Source organism: Paenibacillus cucumis (ex Kampfer et al. 2016) (assembly GCF_019748695.1).
GTDB classification, from domain to species: Bacteria; Bacillota; Bacilli; order Paenibacillales; family Paenibacillaceae; genus Paenibacillus; species Paenibacillus polysaccharolyticus.
In genome coordinates this window covers 1-22,172 of record NZ_JACLIC010000057.1, presented here as the reverse complement: position 1 = coordinate 22,172, position 22,172 = coordinate 1, and the positions used below count along the sequence as shown (strand labels likewise).

General features: G+C 47.8%; 15 protein-coding genes. 10 read left to right on the top strand and 5 right to left on the bottom strand.

Annotated features, from left to right (window positions below; translation table 11 throughout):
• Positions 1–114: 114 nt before the first annotated feature.
• Positions 115–1,257: a pectate lyase gene (pelA, locus tag H7T88_RS28125; RefSeq protein WP_221791692.1), complete on the bottom strand. Its 1,143-nt coding sequence runs from the start codon at positions 1,255–1,257 to the stop codon at positions 115–117.
• A 576-nt stretch (positions 1,258–1,833) separates the two neighbouring features.
• Between pelA and H7T88_RS28120 the strand changes: the two genes are divergently transcribed.
• The 7 genes from H7T88_RS28120 to H7T88_RS28090 all read left to right on the top strand — a co-directional run bounded on the left by H7T88_RS28120 (position 1,834) and on the right by H7T88_RS28090 (position 14,703).
• Entirely contained in the window at positions 1,834–3,195 is a 1,362-nt protein-coding gene (locus H7T88_RS28120) for an FAD-dependent oxidoreductase (protein ID WP_221791683.1), read from the top strand.
• 257 nt (positions 3,196–3,452) lie between these two features.
• Positions 3,453–4,310: a formate/nitrite transporter family protein gene (locus H7T88_RS28115; protein ID WP_221791682.1), complete on the top strand. Its 858-nt coding sequence runs from the start codon at positions 3,453–3,455 to the stop codon at positions 4,308–4,310.
• A gap of 467 nt (positions 4,311–4,777) precedes the next feature.
• Positions 4,778–6,841: a molybdopterin-containing oxidoreductase family protein gene (locus tag H7T88_RS28110; protein ID WP_221791691.1), complete on the top strand. Its 2,064-nt coding sequence runs from the start codon at positions 4,778–4,780 to the stop codon at positions 6,839–6,841.
• 166 nt (positions 6,842–7,007) lie between these two features.
• Positions 7,008–8,231 carry an MFS transporter gene (locus tag H7T88_RS28105; protein ID WP_154892014.1) on the top strand — a complete coding sequence of 408 codons (1,224 nt, stop codon included), beginning with the start codon at positions 7,008–7,010 and terminating at the stop codon, positions 8,229–8,231.
• 202 nt (positions 8,232–8,433) lie between these two features.
• Positions 8,434–9,354 carry a class I SAM-dependent methyltransferase gene (locus tag H7T88_RS28100; RefSeq protein WP_154891999.1) on the top strand — a complete coding sequence of 307 codons (921 nt, stop codon included), beginning with the start codon at positions 8,434–8,436 and terminating at the stop codon, positions 9,352–9,354.
• A gap of 658 nt (positions 9,355–10,012) precedes the next feature.
• Complete coding sequence (locus tag H7T88_RS28095) at positions 10,013–11,002, top strand: LacI family DNA-binding transcriptional regulator (protein ID WP_090924177.1); 990 nt, start codon at positions 10,013–10,015, stop codon at positions 11,000–11,002.
• A 302-nt stretch (positions 11,003–11,304) separates the two neighbouring features.
• Positions 11,305–14,703 carry a GH36-type glycosyl hydrolase domain-containing protein gene (locus H7T88_RS28090; RefSeq protein WP_154891998.1) on the top strand — a complete coding sequence of 1,133 codons (3,399 nt, stop codon included), beginning with the start codon at positions 11,305–11,307 and terminating at the stop codon, positions 14,701–14,703.
• A 118-nt stretch (positions 14,704–14,821) separates the two neighbouring features.
• Here the strand turns inward: H7T88_RS28090 and H7T88_RS28085 are convergent, their stop codons facing one another.
• Positions 14,822–15,961, bottom strand: coding sequence for a methyltransferase domain-containing protein (locus H7T88_RS28085; RefSeq protein ID WP_090924179.1), 1,140 nt, complete (start codon positions 15,959–15,961; stop codon positions 14,822–14,824).
• A gap of 356 nt (positions 15,962–16,317) precedes the next feature.
• Between H7T88_RS28085 and H7T88_RS28080 the strand changes: the two genes are divergently transcribed.
• Both H7T88_RS28080 and H7T88_RS28075 read left to right on the top strand, forming a co-directional pair.
• Positions 16,318–16,815, top strand: coding sequence for a GNAT family N-acetyltransferase (locus H7T88_RS28080; RefSeq protein WP_090924180.1), 498 nt, complete (start codon positions 16,318–16,320; stop codon positions 16,813–16,815).
• 52 nt (positions 16,816–16,867) lie between these two features.
• Positions 16,868–17,656, top strand: coding sequence for an SDR family oxidoreductase (locus H7T88_RS28075; protein WP_154891997.1), 789 nt, complete (start codon positions 16,868–16,870; stop codon positions 17,654–17,656).
• Between the two features lie 141 nt (positions 17,657–17,797).
• On the opposite strand, the gene H7T88_RS28070 is transcribed toward H7T88_RS28075, so the two are convergent.
• From H7T88_RS28070 to H7T88_RS28060, 3 genes are all read right to left on the bottom strand, one after another.
• Entirely contained in the window at positions 17,798–18,766 is a 969-nt protein-coding gene (locus tag H7T88_RS28070) for a LysM peptidoglycan-binding domain-containing protein (protein WP_221791681.1), read from the bottom strand.
• 220 nt (positions 18,767–18,986) lie between these two features.
• Positions 18,987–19,535 (bottom strand): GNAT family N-acetyltransferase, encoded by a 549-nt coding sequence (locus H7T88_RS28065; RefSeq protein ID WP_154891995.1) that lies wholly within the window; start codon positions 19,533–19,535, stop codon positions 18,987–18,989.
• Positions 19,536–19,569: 34 nt separating this feature from the next.
• Positions 19,570–19,827 (bottom strand): DUF2164 domain-containing protein, encoded by a 258-nt coding sequence (locus H7T88_RS28060; RefSeq protein ID WP_090924184.1) that lies wholly within the window; start codon positions 19,825–19,827, stop codon positions 19,570–19,572.
• 282 nt (positions 19,828–20,109) lie between these two features.
• Here H7T88_RS28060 and H7T88_RS28055 point away from each other — a divergent pair, with 282 nt between their 5' ends.
• A complete protein-coding gene (locus tag H7T88_RS28055) occupies positions 20,110–21,882 on the top strand; it encodes a glutamine--tRNA ligase/YqeY domain fusion protein (protein ID WP_221791680.1) in 1,773 nt (590 codons plus the stop codon).
• Positions 21,883–22,172: the final 290 nt, after the last annotated feature.

Sequence of the window (22,172 nt, the reverse complement as noted above, 5' to 3'; positions counted from 1 at the left end):
CTGCTGTAAGGTAAACGTATGATGACGAGAAGCCTGTCCTGCTATTTCGCAGGGACAGGCTTCTTTTATTTGTCTAAAGTGTTGTATCTACACAGAATACTCTACTCAAAATTATTATGTTTTGGGAAGTGGCTTGCTAAGCTTGTAATACCCTTGTTCGGAGGCAAGCTTCAGCAGATTACGAGCATAACTTCCAGCCCATGAATAGCCATGTCTGCGTTCCTCGCTGATATCGAGAATGTTCATATATTTTTTGCCGTCCCGATCTGCGTAAAAGGGAACATCTTCATCGACGTTATAGAAACGATACCAAATGACACTGCCAGCATCAGGCTCGAAATAAACGGGGCCTTGCCGATTGTATTTGGTGCCATCTTCACGAACGGTATCAAACCATTGCAAGGCGCTTTTAGCAGCATGTTCGATTTCAGGTGTCTGAGGTAAAGACATAAGGAAAGCGGTAATGGCAACGGACTCTGATCCCGATTTGGAAGCCAGCTCATAGGCTCGGCCAGGTAACGGTTCATAGGTCACAGGATCATGCTGTGCACCCCAGACAGTAGGTACTCCATTATTTATAATCTGGGCTTTCAGGGTATAAGCAATACCTTTATCCAATGCGGCCTTTAGTTTACTGCGTTCCTGGCTCGTCAGGATATCATTATCGAATCCATGTTTGCGCTGGGTGATATCGTCCAGCAGAATCATCGTTTGCACCATCGCATTGTCATTGTACGTTACGGCATCCGAATAATTACTGCGTTTAGGATAGACCTGAGGCCAGCCACCCGAAGGGTACTGTGACACGAGAATAAAATCAACGGCTTTGCGGACACTGTCCTTAAAGATCGGATTACCGGTTTTGACATACATTTCAGTCAGGAAGCGGATTTCCGATGTTGTAGCATCATTATCAAAGGTTCCAAGCTCAACACCGCTCGGGTCTTTCCAGCCAGAACGTTCCGTTACACCATCCCAAGGTGCTGCATATTGTTTCTCCATGTCTTTGTAAAAGCCTCCGTGCGGCATCTGCCAGGATACGATATTCAGTGCATAAGCCGTATCTTTGGCGAGATCCCCAGTCGCGAAGTTGCTTATATCCCTGAATTTCTGCAACAAAGAGGACACATCTCCAAGGGTAGAACTGGATTTCTGGCTCGGCAACACTTCGGTTTTAATTGTCACTGGGGCGGAGGAAGCATTAACATCGGCAGCAGCGGCATGTGGAGTGACTAATGCGGCAGTGATCATGGCCATAGAAAGTGCAAGGGGTATGATGCGTAATGGGGCTAACAATTTAGGTTTACTCAAATGAACGCCTCCTTAAGCTATTATTTTCCCGAACTAATATGGAACATATATATTATATAATCCAATAAAAGGATTCTATATATTGTGAGCGCTTACTAATAAAGAAATCAACCTTTAATTTTAAATGGCATCCATTTTCGCATTCTGTTCATTCATCCTGCCTATTGTGTGTTCGATAGAAGATAGCTGGTACTGCGCTAAAACGGAATTTGAATGATTTGGAGGGCATAAGCAATAGGCAACTCGGGGAAAATGTAAGCAGTGAAAATAAGATTGGGTCCGTACTTATAACGTATAAAAATCTATGGCGAACTTAAGACAAAAGTAGAACTGTCGCATGTTTTATGAGGAATTTGAATTTATTTTTGCAAAACCTATTGCAATGTGAAAAAGATCACATTATAATGAGTATATAAAGTGAAATAAATCACAAGTGATCTACCGAATGAATAGTGAAATATTTCACAACCTTAACCATGTTTATTAAACTCATTATTTTATATACTCCAAGGAGGAACTCTCATGAAAATCGCAGTCATCGGATGTACACACGCAGGAACAGCAGCCATCGTAAATACCGCCAAATTATACCCGGATGCCACCATTACCGTATATGAACGCAATGATAATATCTCTTTCCTGTCATGCGGTATTGCGCTCTACGTAGGTGGAGTGGTCAGAGACCCTGACGGCCTGTTCTACTCTTCGCCGAATCAATTGGCAGATCTCGGGGTAGTTACCAAGATGCTTCACGAAGTTACAGCAGTGGATGCCAAAGGCCACACCTTGCGGGCTAAAAATCTGCAAACCGGGGAAGAATTTGAAGATACATTTGACAAACTGATCGTGACTACAGGTTCATGGCCTGTTGTACCGAAGCTGGAAGGCATCGAGATGGAAAACATCCTGCTTTGCAAAAACTACAATCACTCCAACACTATTATCGAAAAAGCCAAAGATGCGAAACGTGTTACTGTAGTCGGCGCAGGATACATCGGTGTGGAACTGGTCGAGGCATTCCAGATGAACGGTAAAGAAGTGACGCTGATCGACAGTGTGGATCGTATTTTGAACAAATACCTTGATCCTGAATTTACAGATGGAATTGAAGATACGCTCACGAATAAAGGCATTAAACTGGCTCTCGGTCAAACCGTACAGAAATTTACGGGCGAGAACGGCAAAGTAACCAAAGTCATCACATCCAAAGGGGAGTTTGAGACTGACTTGGTCATTCTCTGCATCGGATTCCGCCCGAATACAGAGCTGCTTAAAGGCCAAGTGGATATGTTGCCAAACGGTGCAATTATCGTCGATAAATATATGCAAACTAGTCAGGAAGATGTATTTGCTGCAGGTGACAGCTGTGCGATCCACTACAATCCAACCGGCAAAGCGGCTTACATTCCACTAGCAACAAACGCCGTGCGGATGGGTACACTCGTAGCGAGAAACCTGGTTCGTCCAACGACACCTTATATGGGAACACAGGGCACATCGGGCATCAAAATTTATGAGCAAAATATTGCAGGAACAGGAATGACCGAGATGTCTGCTAAAGAAGAGGGGCTTGTTGTCGAATCGGTTGTTCTGGAAGACAGCTACCGTCCTGAATTCATGCCAACGGCTGAGAAACTGTTGCTTAAAGTGGTTTATGAACAAGCGACTCGCCGGATTGTCGGTGCACAGGTAATGTCACAAGTGGATCTGACGCAGTCGATCAATACGATCTCGGTTTGTATTCAGAACAACATGACGGTGGATGAGCTGGCGTTTATCGACTTCTTCTTCCAACCGCACTACAACAAACCTTGGAACTTCCTGAACACAGCAGGTCTGCAAGCCCTGCCTCCGGTAGAGGTTAAAGCGCCAGCGCTGGTGTAAGTCGGTGAGGTGAGTCATGAATGTAGGCGGCTAGCAACGATATTAAAATTGGGTACATCATAAAATAAAGACAGAAGGAAGGCTGGCGATCATATCGTCAGTCTTCTTTTTTTGTCGTCTAAGTAGCAAATTGAATCATCTTCTTAGATTACTTTGTGATTATTTGCACAAAGTTTTCGACAAGGTCGAGATACAATAAAACCATAGATGAATTCAATGATTTGCGAACGGATAGAAGACAAAGGAGAGGATGACATATGGCGACCAAAACACCTCTGGAGGTTGCACGATATACGGCGCAGGCTGGTGTTAAGAAAGCACAGAATCCGGTTTCTTCTGTGCTGATTCTTGGTTTCCTGGCGGGAGCCTTTATTGCGCTTGGGTTTCTGCTCGATATTCGCGTAATTGCATCTGCACCAGCGGAGTGGGGGAGCATTGCAACGTTTATCGGAGCGGCGGTGTTCCCGGTAGGTCTGATTCTGGTCTTGATTGGTGGTGGAGAACTGTTAACGGGCAATATGATGGCTGTACCGCTCGCTGCAATCACACGTAAAATCTCTCCAGCCAGCATGTTGAAGAACCTGCTACTTGTGACCGTGGGTAATCTGCTCGGTGCATTGTTTGTGGCCTTTTTCTTTGGTCATGTGCTTGGGCTCACCGCAGAGGGTGTATACCTGAGCAAAGTGGTTGATATGGCAGGACACAAATTGCATGACAGCTTCCTGCAGGCTTTTATCTCAGGCATAGGCTGTAACTGGCTGGTAGCGCTGGCTGTCTGGCTGTCTTATGCATCCGATACGATGAGCGGTAAAATTCTGGGCATTTGGTTTCCAACGATGGCGTTTGTGGCTATCGGATTTCAGCACGTTGTGGCCAACATGTTTCTGATTCCAGCGGCGATCTTTGAGGGGCACTTTTCCTGGGGCCAGTACGTCATGAATTTTATTCCGGTTTGGCTAGGTAATCTGACGGGTGGAGCGTTGTTCGTAGCGGCTGCGTATTGGATGGTATATCTGCGTAAAACAGAGCCAGCGGCCAAGCCGGAGACGGTTGTTCCTGCTATGGTTTCTTCAGTGGAAGCAGAAGGCAGAGCGATGTGGAGTAAACAGGCGTAATTTATGGGAGAGTCGACACTTAGGAGCATTGTAGCATCATATTTGTAAGAATACGGAATAACGAAGTGAGATGGTGCATCTCATCGCTTCACGACAGGGTTGATCGTGGGGAGATGGGAGGTGGCCATCTTTTTTTTGCCCAAAATTAAATTCGCCATGACAAGGTTCGGGGGAACGAAACCTGAGCATGGCGAATTTCGGGAGTGGTCCATGATATGGCATGAGGAGGAAGTGGGGAAACACCAGCCTAATGCCTTGTTCTTAATTTACCCTAGGGTTCAGAGAATGAATCATAGGCAGAAAACTTTTTTCGAAATTAAAATTTTTGAATGGAATGACCAGTTTGCACTCATAACATGCTACCCAGCAATGATGAAGATTTGGCCGATTTATTCTGTTCTCTTTACGTTATAACACTGAACGGGATATGATATAGGGATAGCTATTGAAAGAGGGGGAGCCCAATGATGATTGAACAGGAGAATGGTGTATTTCCAGCGGTATGCCCGCTCGATTGTCCAGACACATGTGGTCTGCTATTACATAAAGAAAACGGTAAAATTACGAAGGTCACCGGTAATCCGGATCACCCGATTACGAAGGGTGCAATCTGTAATAAAGTTCGAAATATGACGGAGCGGGTGTATCATCCCGAGCGACTTCAATATCCGATGCGACGTGTCGGCGCCAAAGGTGAAGGCAAGTTCGAGCGTATCAGTTGGGACGAAGCGATTCAGGAAATCACAGGAAAGTTCAAAGACTTGTCTGCAACGTATGGACCTGAGAGCATTCTACCTTATAGTTTTTACGGTAATATGGGTGTGCTAGGTGTCGACGGCATGGATCGGCGTTTCTTCAATGCGCTTGGCGCAAGCGTGCTGGAGCAGACGATATGTAATGCTGCCGGTAACACAGGCTGGAAATATACGATGGGAGCCAACCACGGCACGTTGCCTGAGGATACAGAGCATGCAGATCTGATTGTGGTGTGGGGTGGGAACATTGTCAGCACCAATATGCATCAGGTTGTACTGGCGGAGAAGGCTCGTAAGAACGGTGCCAAAATCGTTGTCATTGACGTTCACCGAAATCGTACGGCACAATGGGCGGACTGGTTCATCCCGCTCTATCCGGGTACGGACAGTGCGCTGGCACTGGGAATGATGCATGTGCTGTTTGAGCAAGGACTGACGAATGAAGCATTTATGCAAAAATATACCGTGGGACACGAAGCACTACGCGAGCATGTCCGTAGTTACACACCGGAGCGCGTAGCACGCATTACAGGCGTGCCGGAAGAAACGATCGTAGAGCTGGCACAGCTCTACGGAAGAGCGCAGGCCGCTCATATTCACATTGGCAATGGCTTGCAGCACCATGACAATGGGGGCATGAACGTGCGCAGCATCGCCTGCTTGCCTGCAATTACAGGGCAGTGGCTGAAGCGCGGCGGCGGTGCAGTTCGCACGAACAGCTACGGGAGCACCAACGGTGACGCGTTGGAGCGGCCTGACCTAAGGCAAAATGCCAATCCGCGGGTCGTAAACATGAACCGGATTGGCGAAGCATTGCTGGAGGCGGAGCAGCCGATCCGGGCTATGTTAGTTTACTGCAGCAATCCACTGGTGGTAGCACCGGATACGGAACGAGTGGAGCGAGGTTTTGCACGGGAAGATCTGTTTACTGTGGTTCATGACCTGTTCATGACGGATACGGCAAAATATGCAGATATTGTGCTGCCGGCAACGTCTTCTTTTGAAGCAACAGACCTGTACCTGTCCTACTGGCACCAATATGTCCAGTTACAAGAGCCGGTGATCGCACCAATCGGCGAGAGTAAAAGCAATGTGGAGCTGTTCTCGTTACTTGGCCAAGCCATGGGTTATGATGCGGACATCTTTGGTGAGAAGCCGGAGCAGATGATTGAGAATGCACTTCAGGGCACGGAGAACCCTTATATGAATGGGATTACACTGGATCGTCTGAAGCAACAGCGGTTTGTGAAGCTGGACATGTCGGCTCATGAATCTTTCCTGGAACATTTGCCTACGCCATCAGGCAAGATTGAATTATACTCCGAGCAGATGCAGCAGAAGGGACTACCGCCATTACCGACATACGCCGCGTTAGTTGAAGGTTTTGATGGAGAGAATCCGGCTGGTCCAGATGAAGCGTATCCACTTATGTTTGTATCTCCGCCGAACCATAATTTCTTGAATTCCAACTTTGGTAATTCAGCTAAACATCAACGGCTGGAGAAGATGCCGCTATTGCAAATTCATCCAGAGGACGCGGCTCGCCGCGAAGTACAGGATGGCGATGCGGTTGTGGTATGGAATGAACGGGGACGTATTGAACTGACCGCCAAAGTTACGGATGCCATGCTTCCGGGAACGGTCATCAGCCAAGGACTGTGGTGGGACGGCGAGGGCAAAAAACAGCGCTCCAATTCCCTGACATCGGGCCGCTTGTCGGATATGGGGAACGGTGCAACCTTTTTCTCGGCCACTGTTGAAGTGAAGCGGCAATGAGTGTGCTTGCAGCCAGATAGTTTTGATGTAATATAGATTCATATTATAATATCTTTAACTTACAGGCTTCCGCCGTGGCGAGTTGTGCCACGTGTGCGGGAGCCTTTTGTGCGGACAATGGTAAGGGTATGTCAGGCTAGAAGATGTAAGGAGTATGGGTAAAATGTTGAGATGGCTGGATAACTATCCAAAAGAAGTGAAAGTGTTTTTGCTGGCAAGCATGGTGAGTGCCACGGGTAGTGCTCTCATGTGGCCGCTGACGACTATGTATGTATTCGACGAGCTGGGGCGCACGATGGCAAACGCAGGTTTTGTTATTTTGATTCAATCTCTGGGTGGTATTTTTGGACAGCTGCTTGGTGGCTCTCTATACCATCGTGTAGGTGTGAAAAAACTAATCATTGGTTCGCTTGCACTAAACGCGGCAGGATTGTTCGCATTGCCTTGGATTAGCGCGTACTGGGTTGTTTTTATCTGTGCAATGGGTTGGATTGGGTTATTCAGTTCATTATCGTTGCCTGCAATTCAAGCGTTTATCGGCTTCCGGTTTGCCGAGCGGCGCGGAGAACTGTTTAACATTATTTATGTGGCGAACAACATCGGTGTGGCGATTGGAACGGCGCTTAGCGGATTTCTCGCTGACTTTTCATATCATCTGAGCTTTGTGTTAAACGGGGTGACCTCAGCAGGATTTGCAGTGTTTTTCTGGTTTTATCTTTCCCGGGCGGAGCCGGAGCAGGGAGAAGTACAGCTGACGAAACGTAAAACCGTACCAGACGGTCCGGGCATCTGGACACTGCTGGGAAACACTCGGCTGTATCTGTTTATGAGTCTTGGTGTGTTGTTCCTTTTGTTTGGCAACTCCATCTGGAATACAGGCGTATCCCCGTATATTATTTCAGAAGGATTGGAGAAAAGAATGTACGGTCTGCTCTGGACACTTAACGGGGTGCTGATCTTTGTGGGGCAACCATTCACCAGTTGGATAAAACGTACGATGGCTCGTACCTCCAGCGCCCAGATGACAGCAAGTGCCTTATTTTATGGGCTCGCCTACATTGTTATGATCACGATGTACAATTATCCGGGCATGGTACTTGCGATGGTGCTCGCTACTTTCGGAGAGATGTTAATCTCACCGGCAACACCGGCATTTATATCGGAGCATGCGGGGAGGGCAGCCCCTTTTTACATTGGTGTCTCGGGCGGAATTGGAGCGGTTGGACGTGTAATCGGGCCGTATGCGATGGGGGTTATGTATGATAAACAGGGTCTAATCCCTGTAGCATGGCTGGCAACCGGGACGGCTTCAATAGCCCTGCTTGGATTTGTATTACATGCTGCGCTGAACCGTAACCGGGAGACTCGGGAATACGGCTTGGACGCATAGGATTCTAAGTGAAACGGACAAAATGAACGTACTGAATCTAAACAACAGAGACGACTGAAATAATATAGATTCTAATGAACTTATCTAAAAATGAGATTGACAAAAAAGTTTATATATGATATAATTTACATATATAAACTTTCCGTATATACTAAGGTTCTCCTGGCCAGGGGGACCTTATTTTTGTTGATACGGGAGGAACATGATGAGCGAGAAGAAGGAGTCCAGTATAACGTCTCTGATTTCAGCATTTGCCCGAGCCTACCATATGGAGCATGATGAACCACTTATCTTTAATGATTTTGTAAGTCGAAAACTGATCACTTCAGAAGAATTCGCAACAATTAGCGAAAACATGATACGAGGCATTCATTTCTTTCACCCGGATGCGGATCATCAGTTCAGGGGTGATTCAAATCAGATATTAAAATGGATAACCCAAGTCCAGCTGTCACCGATCACGCTGGCTCGCTCTGCCTACAGTGAACAGGTGATGCTACAGGAAGCTGCGCTGGGCGTGAAGCAGATGATTGTTCTTGGTGCCGGTATGGACACGTTTGCGTTTAGACACCCGGAATTGGGGGATGAGTTGGACATATTCGAGGTAGATCTCCCATCTGAACAGCAGTTAAAGAAAGAGCGTTTGAGGCAGGCAGAGCTGGTTATTCCACGCAATCTTCATTTTGTACCCATGGACTTCACCCGTGAGATGATTCGTACGGATTCTTGGAGCAGTCTATTCCGAGATGTGAGAACCATGTTTACACTGCTTGGCGTTTCGTATTATTTGCCCAAAGAAGACCTCTGTCGTTTAATTCATCACGCTTTTGCACCTCTTCCAGCTGGAAGTTCAATCGTGTTTGATTATGCAGATGAACATCTCTTTCAGGAAAAGGGCAAATATAACCGTGTCGAAAACATGGTCAAAATGGCTACGATGGGGGGCGAACCGATGCTATCCTGCTTCACGTATGAAGACATGGAGCATCTGCTGGAAAAAGCAGGTCTTCTCATCTATGAGCATCTATCCCCTGAAGAAGTACAGGAGCGGTATTTCAGTCAACGAACAGATGACTTGTCTGCTTTTGAGACGATTCATTTTATTCATGCGGTAAAAAAGTAATCTGATTCTGTGTAAGTCTCATTCGTTAGATCGTTTGACTTGCTTTATATGGATATTTATCTATAATCTTTATTTTGATCTTAGGGTTGGATTTTTAAGGCTGATCTTGGGACAATTTGAGGTATAGGCTTTCCTATAAAGCAAGTCCTCATTTTATAATCATTGATGCTGAACATAAGCGTTGAAGCCTGTGTGAGGTTCAAAGTGAGATATGAACGTATTGAATATGTTCTTCTTTTCTGCGAAAATCAAATAAAATGGTTGAAATCGCTATCACTAGCGACTATAATGAGAATGTCGAAACGTTTCAATCTGTTGTGTAGAGCAGATTTCTCAATATTTCTTTTTATATGATTAAGAAGAATTTGATTACGAAGGAACGAATCATGACTACAGTTTTGTTTGTACTACAGCAGAGAGACAAGAAGGTTGAGCATGAATTATTTTTTTGGAAATACCTCGAAACGTTTCGATCCATAATTGAAATGGTTTAGAAGCAACTCAAGATTTATAATAATAGTACAACCATAACATACTTTAGAGGTACCCTGAAACATCATCTCAAAATATTTGCATTACAATGAATAGTAACTATAAAAGAACAGAGCACAGAACGAAATAGTCATGGACGAGTGAAGCAAGAAGGGGCGAACTAGGAATGGCAACGATCAAGGATGTGGCAAAGCTGGCGGGTGTAGCACTCTCTACTGCTTCCTATGCATTGAATGGGGACAGCAAGGTTAGTGCCAAGACCAAAGCCAAAGTGCTCGAGGCAGCACGGGAACTGAATTACCGTAAAAACGGCTTTGCCATGGATCTGAAACGGAGCCGGACCAATACCATCGCGCTAATCTTGACAGACTTGTCGGGACCTTATTACTCCGAGTTGATTCGTAGTGTGCAGGATGTGGCGCTGGCGAACGGGTATGACCTGATTGCGTGCAGCTCGATGGGTGGAGGGGATTCAACGGCCGTACGTTTTTTGCGTGAAAAAAGAGTGGACGGAGCCGTTGTTCTGGCTCATAACATCGATGATGATATCCTGGTTCAGTCTGCCGGGTCGCGATTCCCCATTATTGTCATGGATCGACAGCTATCTGGCGATCATCTTGTTAGCGTACTGGTGGATGGAGAGCAGGGAGGATATCTGGCGACTCGCCGTCTAATTAGAGCGGGGCATGAGAATATTGCTTATATCAGCGGACCGTCCAATTCCTATGATAATGCGCTACGTTACCAGGGGTATCTCCGAGCGATGCGGGAAGCAGGCCTTACCGAAAAATCCAAGTGGCGTTTGAACGGCAATTTTGTGCGCGAGGGCGGTTTCAGCGCGACCAAGATGATGATTATGCAGGGAGAGCTGCCGTCAGCAGTGTTTTACGGGAATGACGAGATGGCTATTGGTGGACTGAAGGCATTTGAAGAGAGTGGTATTTCGGTGCCGGGAGATGTTTCCGTTATTGGATTCGATGATATCCAGCTGTCTGAATATATTCAACCACCGCTGACCACGATTCGTCAGCCGAAGCATGAGGCGGGATCACTGGCCGGGCATCTGCTGTTCCAGATGTTGAATGGAGAGAGTGTTAATCCATCCTATACATTAACGATTGATCTGGTAGAGCGCGGGTCCGTGGGGTCTCCTTAAGGTCGAGAGTAGGAAATAAGGTTACCGAGTTTGCATCATGGTATGTAATATTGGTGGCAACTGGGGCAGTAGATGCAAAAGGCAGAGCAAGTATTCATCACAGCAAGACTTGGCTAAGATGGATACATAACGACGAGAAGTGTGATCTGTAAGTGAACACAATGTGTTACTTGTATTACAGCATGAGGGTTATCGTTGGAACGGGTCGGGAACGACCGGTTCAAAGGGAGCCCTATTCTTTTTCAAAAATATCGAAACGTTTCGATTTTAAGTCGTAAACTAATTTAAGGAGTGATAGAGAGATGGCAACAACCATGAATGAAACGATTCGTCTGGCAGCCGGAGAAGTCACATTTACTTTTTTGAACAGTGGAGATTTGTATCAAGCCACTTCCGGCTCAACCATGCTGAATCAACTACTTAGCAACCCGATTGATGGGTCTTTGAATAATCTATACCTGCGTGTATACGGAGAAAATGGGGAGATTCTTTCCTTCCCTCTCCTCGGCGTGCATTCCGGTAGCCAAGTATCTACGAGCAAATTACATGCAGACCGTCAGCTGATCTGGACAGGCAGTGTGCAACCGAACCCTGCAGGACAGGCGATCCAGTATAAAGTTGTATTTACGCTTGCCCCGCAAGGAATCTGGTTCTGGGATGTGAAGATTACAGGACAACAGCAGCGTGTTGATGTGGTGTATGGACAAGATGTGGGACTTGCTGATCCGGGCGCAGTACGTAGTAATGAAGCCTATCTGTCGCAATATATCGACCATACGGTATTTGAAGATGATGCAAAAGGCTATGTGGTATGTTCACGTCAAAACCAGCCACAGGGCGGCGTGTTCCCTTACATGCAACAAGGCTCTTTGACCAAAGCGGTGGGTTACTCAACAGATGGATTCCAGTTCTTCGGACTATCTTACAAAGAAACCAATCAACCTGAAAGCCTGAGTCGCCCGTCTCTGGCAAACGAAACTTACCAGTATGAGTTCGCTTATACTGCATTGCAATCCGAGTTGTTGGAATTGAACGGTGAGGCACAGGTTGTTTTCTACGGACTGGCGAAGCCTAACCATGCATCGGGTATTACCGCACTGGAGTATGGAGATGAAGTTGCAGCAGCATGGAACGAAGTACAGGCTTTGAACGCAGAACAAGGTGAAGTATTTGAACAGGTGAAACTTTCCTCGTCTCTGGGTGAGCCACTGGCGGCACTGGATCTGACGCAGGAAGAGATTAACCAGCTGTACCCTGACCGTCATCAGGAAGAACGTAGCGGGGATCGGCTGTTGTCCTTCTTTACCGAATCTTACGAGCATATCGTATTGAAAGCCAAAGAACTGCTGGTGGAGCGTCCACACGGACATATTCTGATGAGCGGCGGTAATGTAAAACTTGGTGCACAGGTTATTACAACCACCTCGTATATGTACGGAATGTTTAACTCACAGCTTGTCATTGGTAACACCAATTTTAATAAAATGATCAGTAATGCCCGCAATGCTCTGAACGTGCCAAAAACGGCCGGACAACGCATCTATGTTGAGATCGATGGGCAATATCGTCTGCTGACGATGCCGTCTTTGTTCGAGATTGGGTTTAACTATGCTCGCTGGATATACAAAATGGAGTCCGATACACTCATCGTGACGAATTACACAACGACGCATTCTACGGAAGTACGCATGAATGTGCGTTCTACAAGTGGCAAAGCTTATCGTTACCTGGTGACGAACCAGATTACGATGAACGTGAATGAGTACGAGTATCCACTGCACATGACGCAGGATGGTAGCACATTGATTTTCAAAGCGGATTCGAAGTCTCTGAGTGCAGGAACGTATCCTGAGCTGGAGTACCGCATGACTGTTGAAGGTGCCTCTGTACAAGCCGGGGACGAAACACTTCTTGCCAGCGGTGTTCGCAGTGGTGCTGCTTCACTTGTAACGTTAAGCTTAGAAGAGACTGCGGAATGGACGCTGAAGGTTCAGGGCGTGCTGGAAGGTCAGGCGACTGCGGGTGCTGACACAGCAACTTCTACTCTTTCTTTTGAAGAAGAAGTGCAGGCATACCGTGAGTTCTTTGCAGGTGTCATGAATGGTTTCCGTTTGTCCCGCGGCGAGAGCCAGGATGCGGAAGATCTGTTCAAAGTCAACGCACTTGCTTGGTGGTACACCCACAACATGCTGGTTCACTACTCTGTGCCTCATGGTCTGGAGCAATACGGCGGTGCGGCATGGGGTACGCGTGATGTGTGCCAAGGTCCGGTAGAGTATTTCATGGCCACTCAAAAATATGAGCAGGTTCGCGATATCATCAAAATGGTGTACACACACCAATACGAAGATGATGGTAACTGGCCGCAATGGTTTATGTTTGACAAGTACTTTGCGATTCAACAGGAAGAGAGCCATGGCGATATCATCGTATGGCCGCTGAAAGTGCTGGCAGATTACCTTACTGCGACACGCGATTATGCCATTCTGGATGAGAAAGTGCCTTATACAGTTAAACACAGCTTTGGATTCACAGAAGAGACAGCAACCGTACTGGATCACGCGAAAAAAGAGATCGAGTATATCCGTGCACACTTCCTGCACGATACGTTCCTGTCCTCCTATGGAGATGGAGACTGGGATGATACCCTGCAACCAGCTAATGCACAACTCAAGCAATACATGGTGAGTAGCTGGACGGTTGCCTTGACGTATCAGTCCGTGAACGTGTTATCACAGGCGTTGAAGTCCAAAGACGAAGCTTTTGCGCAAGAGCTTGCCGAACTGGCACAGGGCATCCGCGAGGATTTCAACCGTTACATGCTGGGCACAGATGTAATTCCAGGCTTTGTGTACATGGAAGAGGCAGATCGGGCGAAGCTGATGCTGCACCCGACAGACACCGAGACTGGTATCCAATATCGTCTGTTGCCAATGACACGCAGCATGATCGGCGAACTGCTGAACGCAGAACAGGCTGAGTCACACTATGCACTCATTCGTGAACAGTTCCTCTGCCCGGATGGCGTACGTCTGATGAACCGTCCTGCGCAATATGCTGGCGGTGTGAGCACACACTTCAAACGTGCAGAGCAAGCATCCAACTTCGGACGTGAGATCGGTTTGCAATATGTGCATGCCCACATCCGTTACGTGGAAGCGATGGCGAAGCTGGGTAAAACGGATCAAGTGTGGAACGGTCTGGCGATGATCAATCCGGTGGGGATCCGTGAGGTTGTGCCTAATGCAGAGATTCGCCAAGCGAACGCGTACTTCAGTAGTTCGGATGGCAAGTTCAACACCCGTTACGAGGCACAGGAACATTTTGACCAGCTTCGCAAAGGGACGGTAGAAGTGAAAGGCGGATGGAGAATCTACTCCAGCGGCCCTGGAATCTACATGAACCAGTTGATCTCGAATGCACTCGGTATTCGTCAGGAAGGCGGTAATCTGGTCATTGACCCGGTACTGCCAGCTGAGCTGGATGGCATGCAATTCGAATTCGAATATGCAGGCACGCCGGTGACGTTTATCTACCACCTGAATGAGAAAGCTGTCAGCCGTGTAACGGTGAATGGCAAAGACGTGGCTGGTGAGCGTACAGTGAACCGTTATCGTGAAGGCGGGGTATGCATCTCGCTGGATGCGTTCAAAGAAGTAAGCGGCACGGCTGAGCGTACGATTGTTGATATTTATATGTAAACTAGTCATTGCTGTCCTCTCTAGCGAGACCAGCAATAAGAGCCAACCTCCTTTCGGAGAGTTGGCTCTTTCCTATATCATTCGTGTTTCGCTGGAGGTTGTTGTCAGATACCTGCTATTATAGCGGAACCGCAAGTACGGTATGCAATAATTCATTATGACGGACATGTTTGGTCTCGTAGCCCAGGTGAGTCAGACGGCAGTGTAATTCGTCCAGCAATGGGAAATGGCGCTCGTGCAAAGCGCGTTGTTGTTCCTTGTCGCCTGTGACCTTGGCATGTCGTAGGTAAGCGTCACGATGGGCGGAATCCCTAAACATCAGGTCGGTGAGACAGATTCTGCTCGTGCCGCTGGTTTTGAGCACACGCTGGATTTCTTCCAAAGCGAGCTGTTGCTGATCCGGACCCAGATGATGGAAGGCGAAGCTGGATACAACAAAGTCGAAGGATTGATCGGCAAAAGGCAAGGCCAGAAAATTACCAAGCTTCACCTGCATCTGAGGATACTTGAGGCGGCATGTTCGCAGCATTTCCCGTGATTGATCGATCCCGGTCATGACAGCACCCTGACGCAGCATTCTGCCAGCCAGATTGCCTGTCCCAGTGCCAATGTCCAAGCCAGTTTCTCCAGGCTGAGGAGCAATAGACTGCAAGGTCTGTTCTAATGCTTCGTCGTAATTACGGTATAGGTTAAATGGCTTGTCTGCTGTTGTTTGTACGTGGCCTAAGGACGCAGTCGTGGATAGGGTTGAATCTGCTTGTGGAGTGTAATCCTCTGTATCTGTCATAGTTTGAACCCGCTGATCATGGATGGCCGCTTGTTTATCATAATTCCAGCGGTCATGCCAGTTCTGCCTTGCTTCCCGCAGTCTGCGTGCACTGCCAGCCAGATCATGCAGGTGGCTGACATCCAGCGCCCCGTCCTGACGGTTCAGGTCGATCATCCGCTGGGTTGTATCCATCATACGTTTTAACTCCACCCACTGGGCGTACATCACCGCTTGCTGCAACTCCAGATATTCCTCTAACCCCTGCTGGTTACCTTGATCTATCTCGGCGAGCGCGTGAGTAATATCCTGCAAAGACATGCCAATTTCGCGTAGCGCTGCTATTGTCTGCAAACGCCAAATGTCATTTTCCGTATAAGTGCGGTATCCGTTGCTGACCTGCTTGGCAGGCTGAATTAACCCTTTTTCCTCATAAAAACGAATGGCTCTTGCGGAAATCCCCAGCCGGGAAGCGGCTTCTTTGATATTCAACCGGATGTACCTCCTTACCTTATTGAACCGTATCTATAAGTATTACCATGGAATCAGTATAAAGTATGACGTTACGGCAAGGTAAATTGATTTGTCGAAGTCCATGGTTATCTGCTTTTTTCTGCTGGGTCCAGAAATTAGAGGGCATCGGCTATGCTAGCAGGCAAGTTGTAGTGTGCTCTAATCTTTCATGATTTGGTCAAACGAAGGTGGAATTTTAGTCCTCCCGGCGGCTATGCTACAATAGATAACAGAATAAAGAACATGATAAAGATAGCGTAATCAAGCTAGGGAAAAAGATATTTAAATGAAGCGAATCAAAAAATTGAATGAAGATATCGAAAGGTTGAATCAGCATGTTCACCAGTCATACGTATCAAATCCGTGCTTCCGAGATGAAGGATGCAAACCAGCTAATGGAGCTGGATATGCTGGTCTGGAATGCATCCACCTCGCCTGCACCGATGCAATGGAGATCCAGACAGCAGTATTTGCAATATTGTCCTCCTGGCAGTCAGCTCATTGCGGTACAAGAGGATCAGGTATGCGGATACGTGGGCTTCCATCCCCCTACGGGGATGCCAGTGAATCGGCATGTCTATGAAATCCATATTGCTGTTCATCCGGATTTTCGCCGCTCTGGTGTGGCAACAGCTCTAATGAAAGCGATGAAGCAACACGCGCTGGAGCAGGGCATTCGTAAGCTGAGACTGCGTGTATTATCCAGCAACCCGGGAGCGGTTGCCTTCTATGAGCAATGTGGGTTTATAACCGAAGGCAGGCTTGTATCTGAGTTCCGAATCGGTGGCAGGGATGTAGACGACATTTTAATGGCTTATTTTATTGATGCCTAGACGGTTAGACGGATGTGTAGGAGAACAAACTTTGCTTAGGGAGGAATACACAATGGATATGGGACTTCGCGGTAAAAAAGCACTCGTGCTGGCCTCCAGTCGAGGCCTGGGCAAAGCGGTTGCGGCACAGCTGGCACTGGAAGGTGCGGATGTGATGTTGGCCAGCCGAAGCGGGGACAAGCTCGCTATCGTCAAAGAAGAGTTGCTTGCACTTGGCGGCGGAGGATGTGTCGAATATGTCGCAACGGATGTAACACGCAAGGAGGACATCGCGGCACTTATTCAGGCTACAGCAGAACAGTTTGGCCAGATCGACATTCTGGTTAACAATTCTGGCGGCCCGCCCTCCGGTACGTTCGAGTCACTGACCGACGAGGACTGGGAGCGTGCGTTTGAGCTAAACATGCTTAGTTATGTGCGGCTGATTCGGGGTGTGCTTCCGTATATGAAGGCAAGCGGAGGACATATCGTCAACATTGCCTCCACATCGGTGAAGCAACCCATTCCGGGTCTGATTCTATCCAATACGTTTCGTACGGGTGTGTTTGGTCTTGCCAAGACGCTCTCTCAGGAGCTTGCACCATACGGTATTCTGATTAATACCGTAGCCCCTGGACGCATCGCAACAGATCGGATTCGTGAGTTGGATACGGCGAGGGCAGAACAGAATGGAGTCAGTGAAGACGAGATTGCCGAGCAGTTCCGTAAAGAGATTCCGCTGGGGCGTTATGGACAGCCGGAGGAATTCGCCAAAGCTGTCGTATTTCTGTTGTCTGGTGCCAACTCCTACATTACCGGAACATCATTAATTGTGGATGGTGGCATGGTGCGCGCGCTCTAAAGGACGATGTACCTGATAAACATTAAAGCCCCTCCTTCACCGCTGCTGACAGCGTGGGAAGGAGGGGCTTGGCATGGAAATCATCCTGTAGGATGCAGAGACAGGTGAGATTCCACGTACGATTTGCTTGCTAACGGTTGGTTATGCAGGATCTTTACTAAGATCAGAAGTGCTCGTACCTGCCTGATCTGTCGTGCCTGCTTTGTCTGTTTTGTCGTTCTCTGGCAAAGGTTTAACTGGGGTGCCAGACTCGTCTTTCAAACGAGAGCCATGGTGATGCTCGGGCTGAACGGATGGGCGTTTGCCATTAACAAGGTCTGTGATGCGCTGGGTTAGATCGGCAACCCGTTCATCATACTGAGCCTGTGTAATTTTCCCGTCTTTCAACTCTTGCTGCAGATCGGCCGTTCTATCGGTTGCAAGCTGCTGAATAAGGGTTTGCACGTTTACCTTCTGGGCAGAGGCAATGGCTGCGAGGGTATCCCCTTTTTTGAGTGATGAAGTTAATTCATTGGTGGTCACTCCGAGTAAAGACGCGAGCTTGTCCAGGTTGCGATCGACTTCAGGGCCAAACCCCCGTCCAGGCAAACCCATTCCAGGCGCAGGATGTTCTGGTTTTTTCTCACGTAATGCGGATGGTTTTTCGTTTACTAGTTCACTCACGCGTTCCGTGAGAGCGGCCAAACGTTCATTATATTGGGTTTGTGTGATCTTGGAGTCGGTAAGCTGTAGTTGCAGTTCCTTTTTCTCCGTGGCTACCAGTTTATCAATGATCGTCTGTGTCTCAACCTTTTTTGAGGCAGCAATTTCAGCAAGGGACTTATCTGCTTTAATGGCTTCTTTCAACTCATCTTTGGTGATGCCCAGCACAGAGAGAACTTCTTCAGCATGAGGCCCGAACCAAGGTCCAAGTCCTCGTTCCGCTTCGCCAGGTGGTTTCAATATATGGGACCCCATCGGGGCAGTGCGTTTGTTTTGGAGTGCATCGGATGCTTTCGCCGCAGGGTCTGCATGAACCGCAGTTGTTGCCACCAAGCCCCCGCCAAGTGCAAGTGTTAAAGCTAAAGCGCTGGTTACTTTGACTGCCTTTGATGTTGTGGTTTTCTTCATCCGTGATCATCCTTCTTCCTTGAATAGAGTTTGTGGTTATACAGCCACAACGCTATCTTAGGCACCGAGCATGAAGCAGAGATGAGTTCAACCTTAAGGGGAAGTAAAAAATGGTGTCCTAACCACAAATACCCCTCATCTATGGGACATGTGCCGTCACAGACAAAGGGCAAGCGGATTAGGGTGATGTATGATGATATGTCCATTATGTAAGGCTGTTTTATCGCAAAAGTTCCCATTCATGCTGTAACATGCCGTATACCGCATGATTGACGTATCCTTTAGGCAGCTTTTCCGCCTGGCGAATGACACCTTCAAGCACGAAGCCAAGTCGTTCCGGAATAGCACGGCTACGTTTGTTGTTGGTGGCACAGCGAATTTCGACCCGATTCAGATCCAGTGTCACGAGGGCGTAATCCACCAAGACACGGCAGGCACTGGTCATTAGGCCCTGTCCTTCAAAGCCTTTGCCAAGCCAGTATCCGATGCTTACGGAACGGCTTGTCCAGTTAATCTCGTGGAAACCGATGATACCTGCAAGTTCTCCTTTTAACCAGATGCCGGCTGTGAAGCCGCCGTTCTCCGCAGCTTGTTTTAACGCGTTCGTAATAAAGCTCGATGTATGTTCCATGTCGGTCACCTGATCTACCCAAGGCAGCCAATGTCTCAGTTGATCCCGGGAACGGTCCGTCAGTTCGAACAGCGGTTTGGTGTGCTCCATCAAGAGCGGGCGAAGCTCGGTATATTCATCCAATGAATAGGTAAACATGATTGCAACCTTCTTTCTTTATATAATAGGTAGATTAGCGGGGAGGCCGGGGCAATTTGCGCTCCAGAGCAAACAGATCTTCTTCCATGGAGGCCATGCGCTGGTTTACCGTCGTGCGTGCGTCACTGAGTGCCTGATTATATATGTAGGGAGCAAGCTGTGTCATAAACAGGTCGAGGACGCCCCATGCTGCCAGATCGCCCAATTCTTCGCCGCGTTCCTCTTCAAAATACGACTGGATCGTGCGAATGGCTTCATCCTGCTGTTCTTTGGTCAGTTTTAGCGCGTTCACTTGGGAAACCCTCCCTTAAATTTAGTTTTACTCATATGCTACATGATTCGTGCGAACTCGTCAAAATGGTATTGGGCCTAACTTGAATCGGGTAGCGTGTGCGTTTGATCCCGATTTTCATGTTGTTATTTATTGAACTCCTTCCCCGTTAAAGGTATATTTAAATGAAACGCGTACGAAACTTTCCATGAAAGAAGATATTTTCAGGAAATGGTTTCGTCATTAAGGAATTTTACCCGGAATTGCTGTACTATTGTACTTTTTGCAAGCTCCAATCCATTCATGAAAGGTTTGATAACTGTGGACAACCGATTCACAACCCCACCTAACTTTATTAAAAATATCATTACCGAGGACCTCCGGTCGGGCAAAGTCCAGGAAGTTATTACCCGTTTTCCACCGGAACCGAACGGTTATCTGCATATTGGTCACGCGAAGGCGATCTGGATCAACTTTACGCTGGGCGGCGAGTTCGGCGGCAAGACAAACCTGCGCTTTGATGACACGAACCCGGTGAAGGAAGACGTGGAGTACGTGAACTCCATCCAGGAAGACGTGAAATGGCTCGGATACGAGTGGAACGAGAAACGTTTTGCCTCGGATTATTTCGATGAGATGTACAACCGTGCGGTCTTGCTTATTCAAAAAGGTAAAGCCTATGTCGACGACCAAAGCGCCGACGAAATCCGTCAAATGCGCGGAACGCTGACCGAGCCGGGCAAAAACAGCCCGTACCGCGACCGTTCGGTGGAAGAGAACCTCGACCTGTTCACACGTATGCGTGCAGGCGAATTCAAGAACGGAGAAAAGGTACTGCGTGCCAAGATTGATATGGCTTCGCCTAACATCAACCTGCGTGATCCGGTCATCTACCGTATCTCTCATGCACATCACCATAATACGGGCGACAAATGGTGCATCTACCCGATGTATGCATTCGCACACCCGCTGGAAGATGCCATTGAAGGTGTAACACACTCTTTGTGTTCTCTGGAGTTTGAAGATCAACGTCCATTCTATGATTGGGTTGTTGCAGAGTGTGAGATGCAAAGTCAGCCGCGTCAATACGAGTTTGGCCGCCTGAACCTGTCACAGATGGTAACGAGCAAACGTAAGCTGAAGTTGCTTGTGGATGAAGGCCATGTCGATGGCTGGGATGATCCGCGTATGCCAACGATCTCGGGTTTGCGTCGCCGGGGGTACACACCGGAAGCGATTCGTGATTTTGTATTCGAAACAGGCATTTCCAAAAGCCAAGGCGTGATCGATCTGCAAACGCTGGAGCACTTTGTTCGTGAGGATCTGAAACTGAAAGCTCCGCGCACCATGGCTGTCCTGCACCCGCTCAAAGTGGTTATCACCAACTATCCTGAGGGACAAGTGGAGTGGTTGGAAGCCGAGAATAACGTGGAAAATCCGGAGATGGGCAACCGCCAAATTCCGTTTTCCCGTGAGATTTATATCGAGCAAGACGATTTTATGGAAAATCCACCGAACAAATACTTCCGTTTGTTCCCTGGCAATGAAGTTCGTTTGAAACATGCCTACTTCATTAAATGTAATGACGTGATCAAGGATGCGGATGGTAATGTTGTTGAGATTCATTGCACATATGATGTAGAAACGAAGAGCGGCAGCGGCTTTACAGGCCGCAAAGTCAAAGGCACGATTCACTGGGTAGAGGCAACTCAAGCGGTACCCGCAGAATTCCGTTTGTACGAGCCGTTGATTTCGGCGGAAGCGCCGGAAGCGGAAGCAGAGGCCGAAGTGGTTGCTGCTGTAGCAGGGGCTGAGATTGAGGCCGATGTGACTGGAGCTGGAGCAGAGACTGCCGAGCAACCGGAAAAAACGTTCCTGGATCAGCTGAACCCGAACTCTCTGGAGATCGTTCACGGCTTCGTGGAGCAAGAGATGAAAGAAGCGAAATCACAGGACAAGTTCCAATTTTTCCGTCACGGTTACTTCAGTGTTGATCCAAAACACTCCGAGCCAGGCCGTCCCGTATTCAACCGGGTTGTATCGCTGAAAAGCTCATTCCAATTGCCGAAGGCATAAGGTATAAAGTAGATACAAGAGGATATGGGATGAGGTAGACGTACAAGAGCGTGAGATAGACAAACAAGTGAGTGGGATAGACAGACAAGAGCATGAGATAGACGTGTAATAGTAGCGTGGGCATGGGACAGGGGTGGTTGCTAAACCAACGTCAGCCACGACATTAATTCACCCGTCGAACGCTTGAAGGGTTTGGTTAGAGCACGAAGTTTCGAGATTAGTAAGCTGCATATGCATTAAAAAGGGGCGCTCCTTCATTAAAATGTACCCCTTGTAAAGGACAAATTAAA

Coding starts and splice junctions, on each gene's coding strand:
- pelA (WP_221791692.1), bottom strand. CDS start 1,257: ATGGCCATGATCACTGCCGCATTAGTCACTCCACATGCCGCTGCTGCC.
- H7T88_RS28110 (WP_221791691.1), top strand. CDS start 4,778: ATGATTGAACAGGAGAATGGTGTATTTCCAGCGGTATGCCCGCTCGAT.
- H7T88_RS28065 (WP_154891995.1), bottom strand. CDS start 19,535: ATGTTTACCTATTCATTGGATGAATATACCGAGCTTCGCCCGCTCTTG.
- H7T88_RS28115 (WP_221791682.1), top strand. CDS start 3,453: ATGGCGACCAAAACACCTCTGGAGGTTGCACGATATACGGCGCAGGCT.
- H7T88_RS28075 (WP_154891997.1), top strand. CDS start 16,868: ATGGATATGGGACTTCGCGGTAAAAAAGCACTCGTGCTGGCCTCCAGT.
- H7T88_RS28095 (WP_090924177.1), top strand. CDS start 10,013: ATGGCAACGATCAAGGATGTGGCAAAGCTGGCGGGTGTAGCACTCTCT.
- H7T88_RS28120 (WP_221791683.1), top strand. CDS start 1,834: ATGAAAATCGCAGTCATCGGATGTACACACGCAGGAACAGCAGCCATC.
- H7T88_RS28055 (WP_221791680.1), top strand. CDS start 20,110: ATGAAAGGTTTGATAACTGTGGACAACCGATTCACAACCCCACCTAAC.
- H7T88_RS28070 (WP_221791681.1), bottom strand. CDS start 18,766: ATGAAGAAAACCACAACATCAAAGGCAGTCAAAGTAACCAGCGCTTTA.
- H7T88_RS28080 (WP_090924180.1), top strand. CDS start 16,318: ATGTTCACCAGTCATACGTATCAAATCCGTGCTTCCGAGATGAAGGAT.
- H7T88_RS28090 (WP_154891998.1), top strand. CDS start 11,305: ATGGCAACAACCATGAATGAAACGATTCGTCTGGCAGCCGGAGAAGTC.
- H7T88_RS28100 (WP_154891999.1), top strand. CDS start 8,434: ATGATGAGCGAGAAGAAGGAGTCCAGTATAACGTCTCTGATTTCAGCA.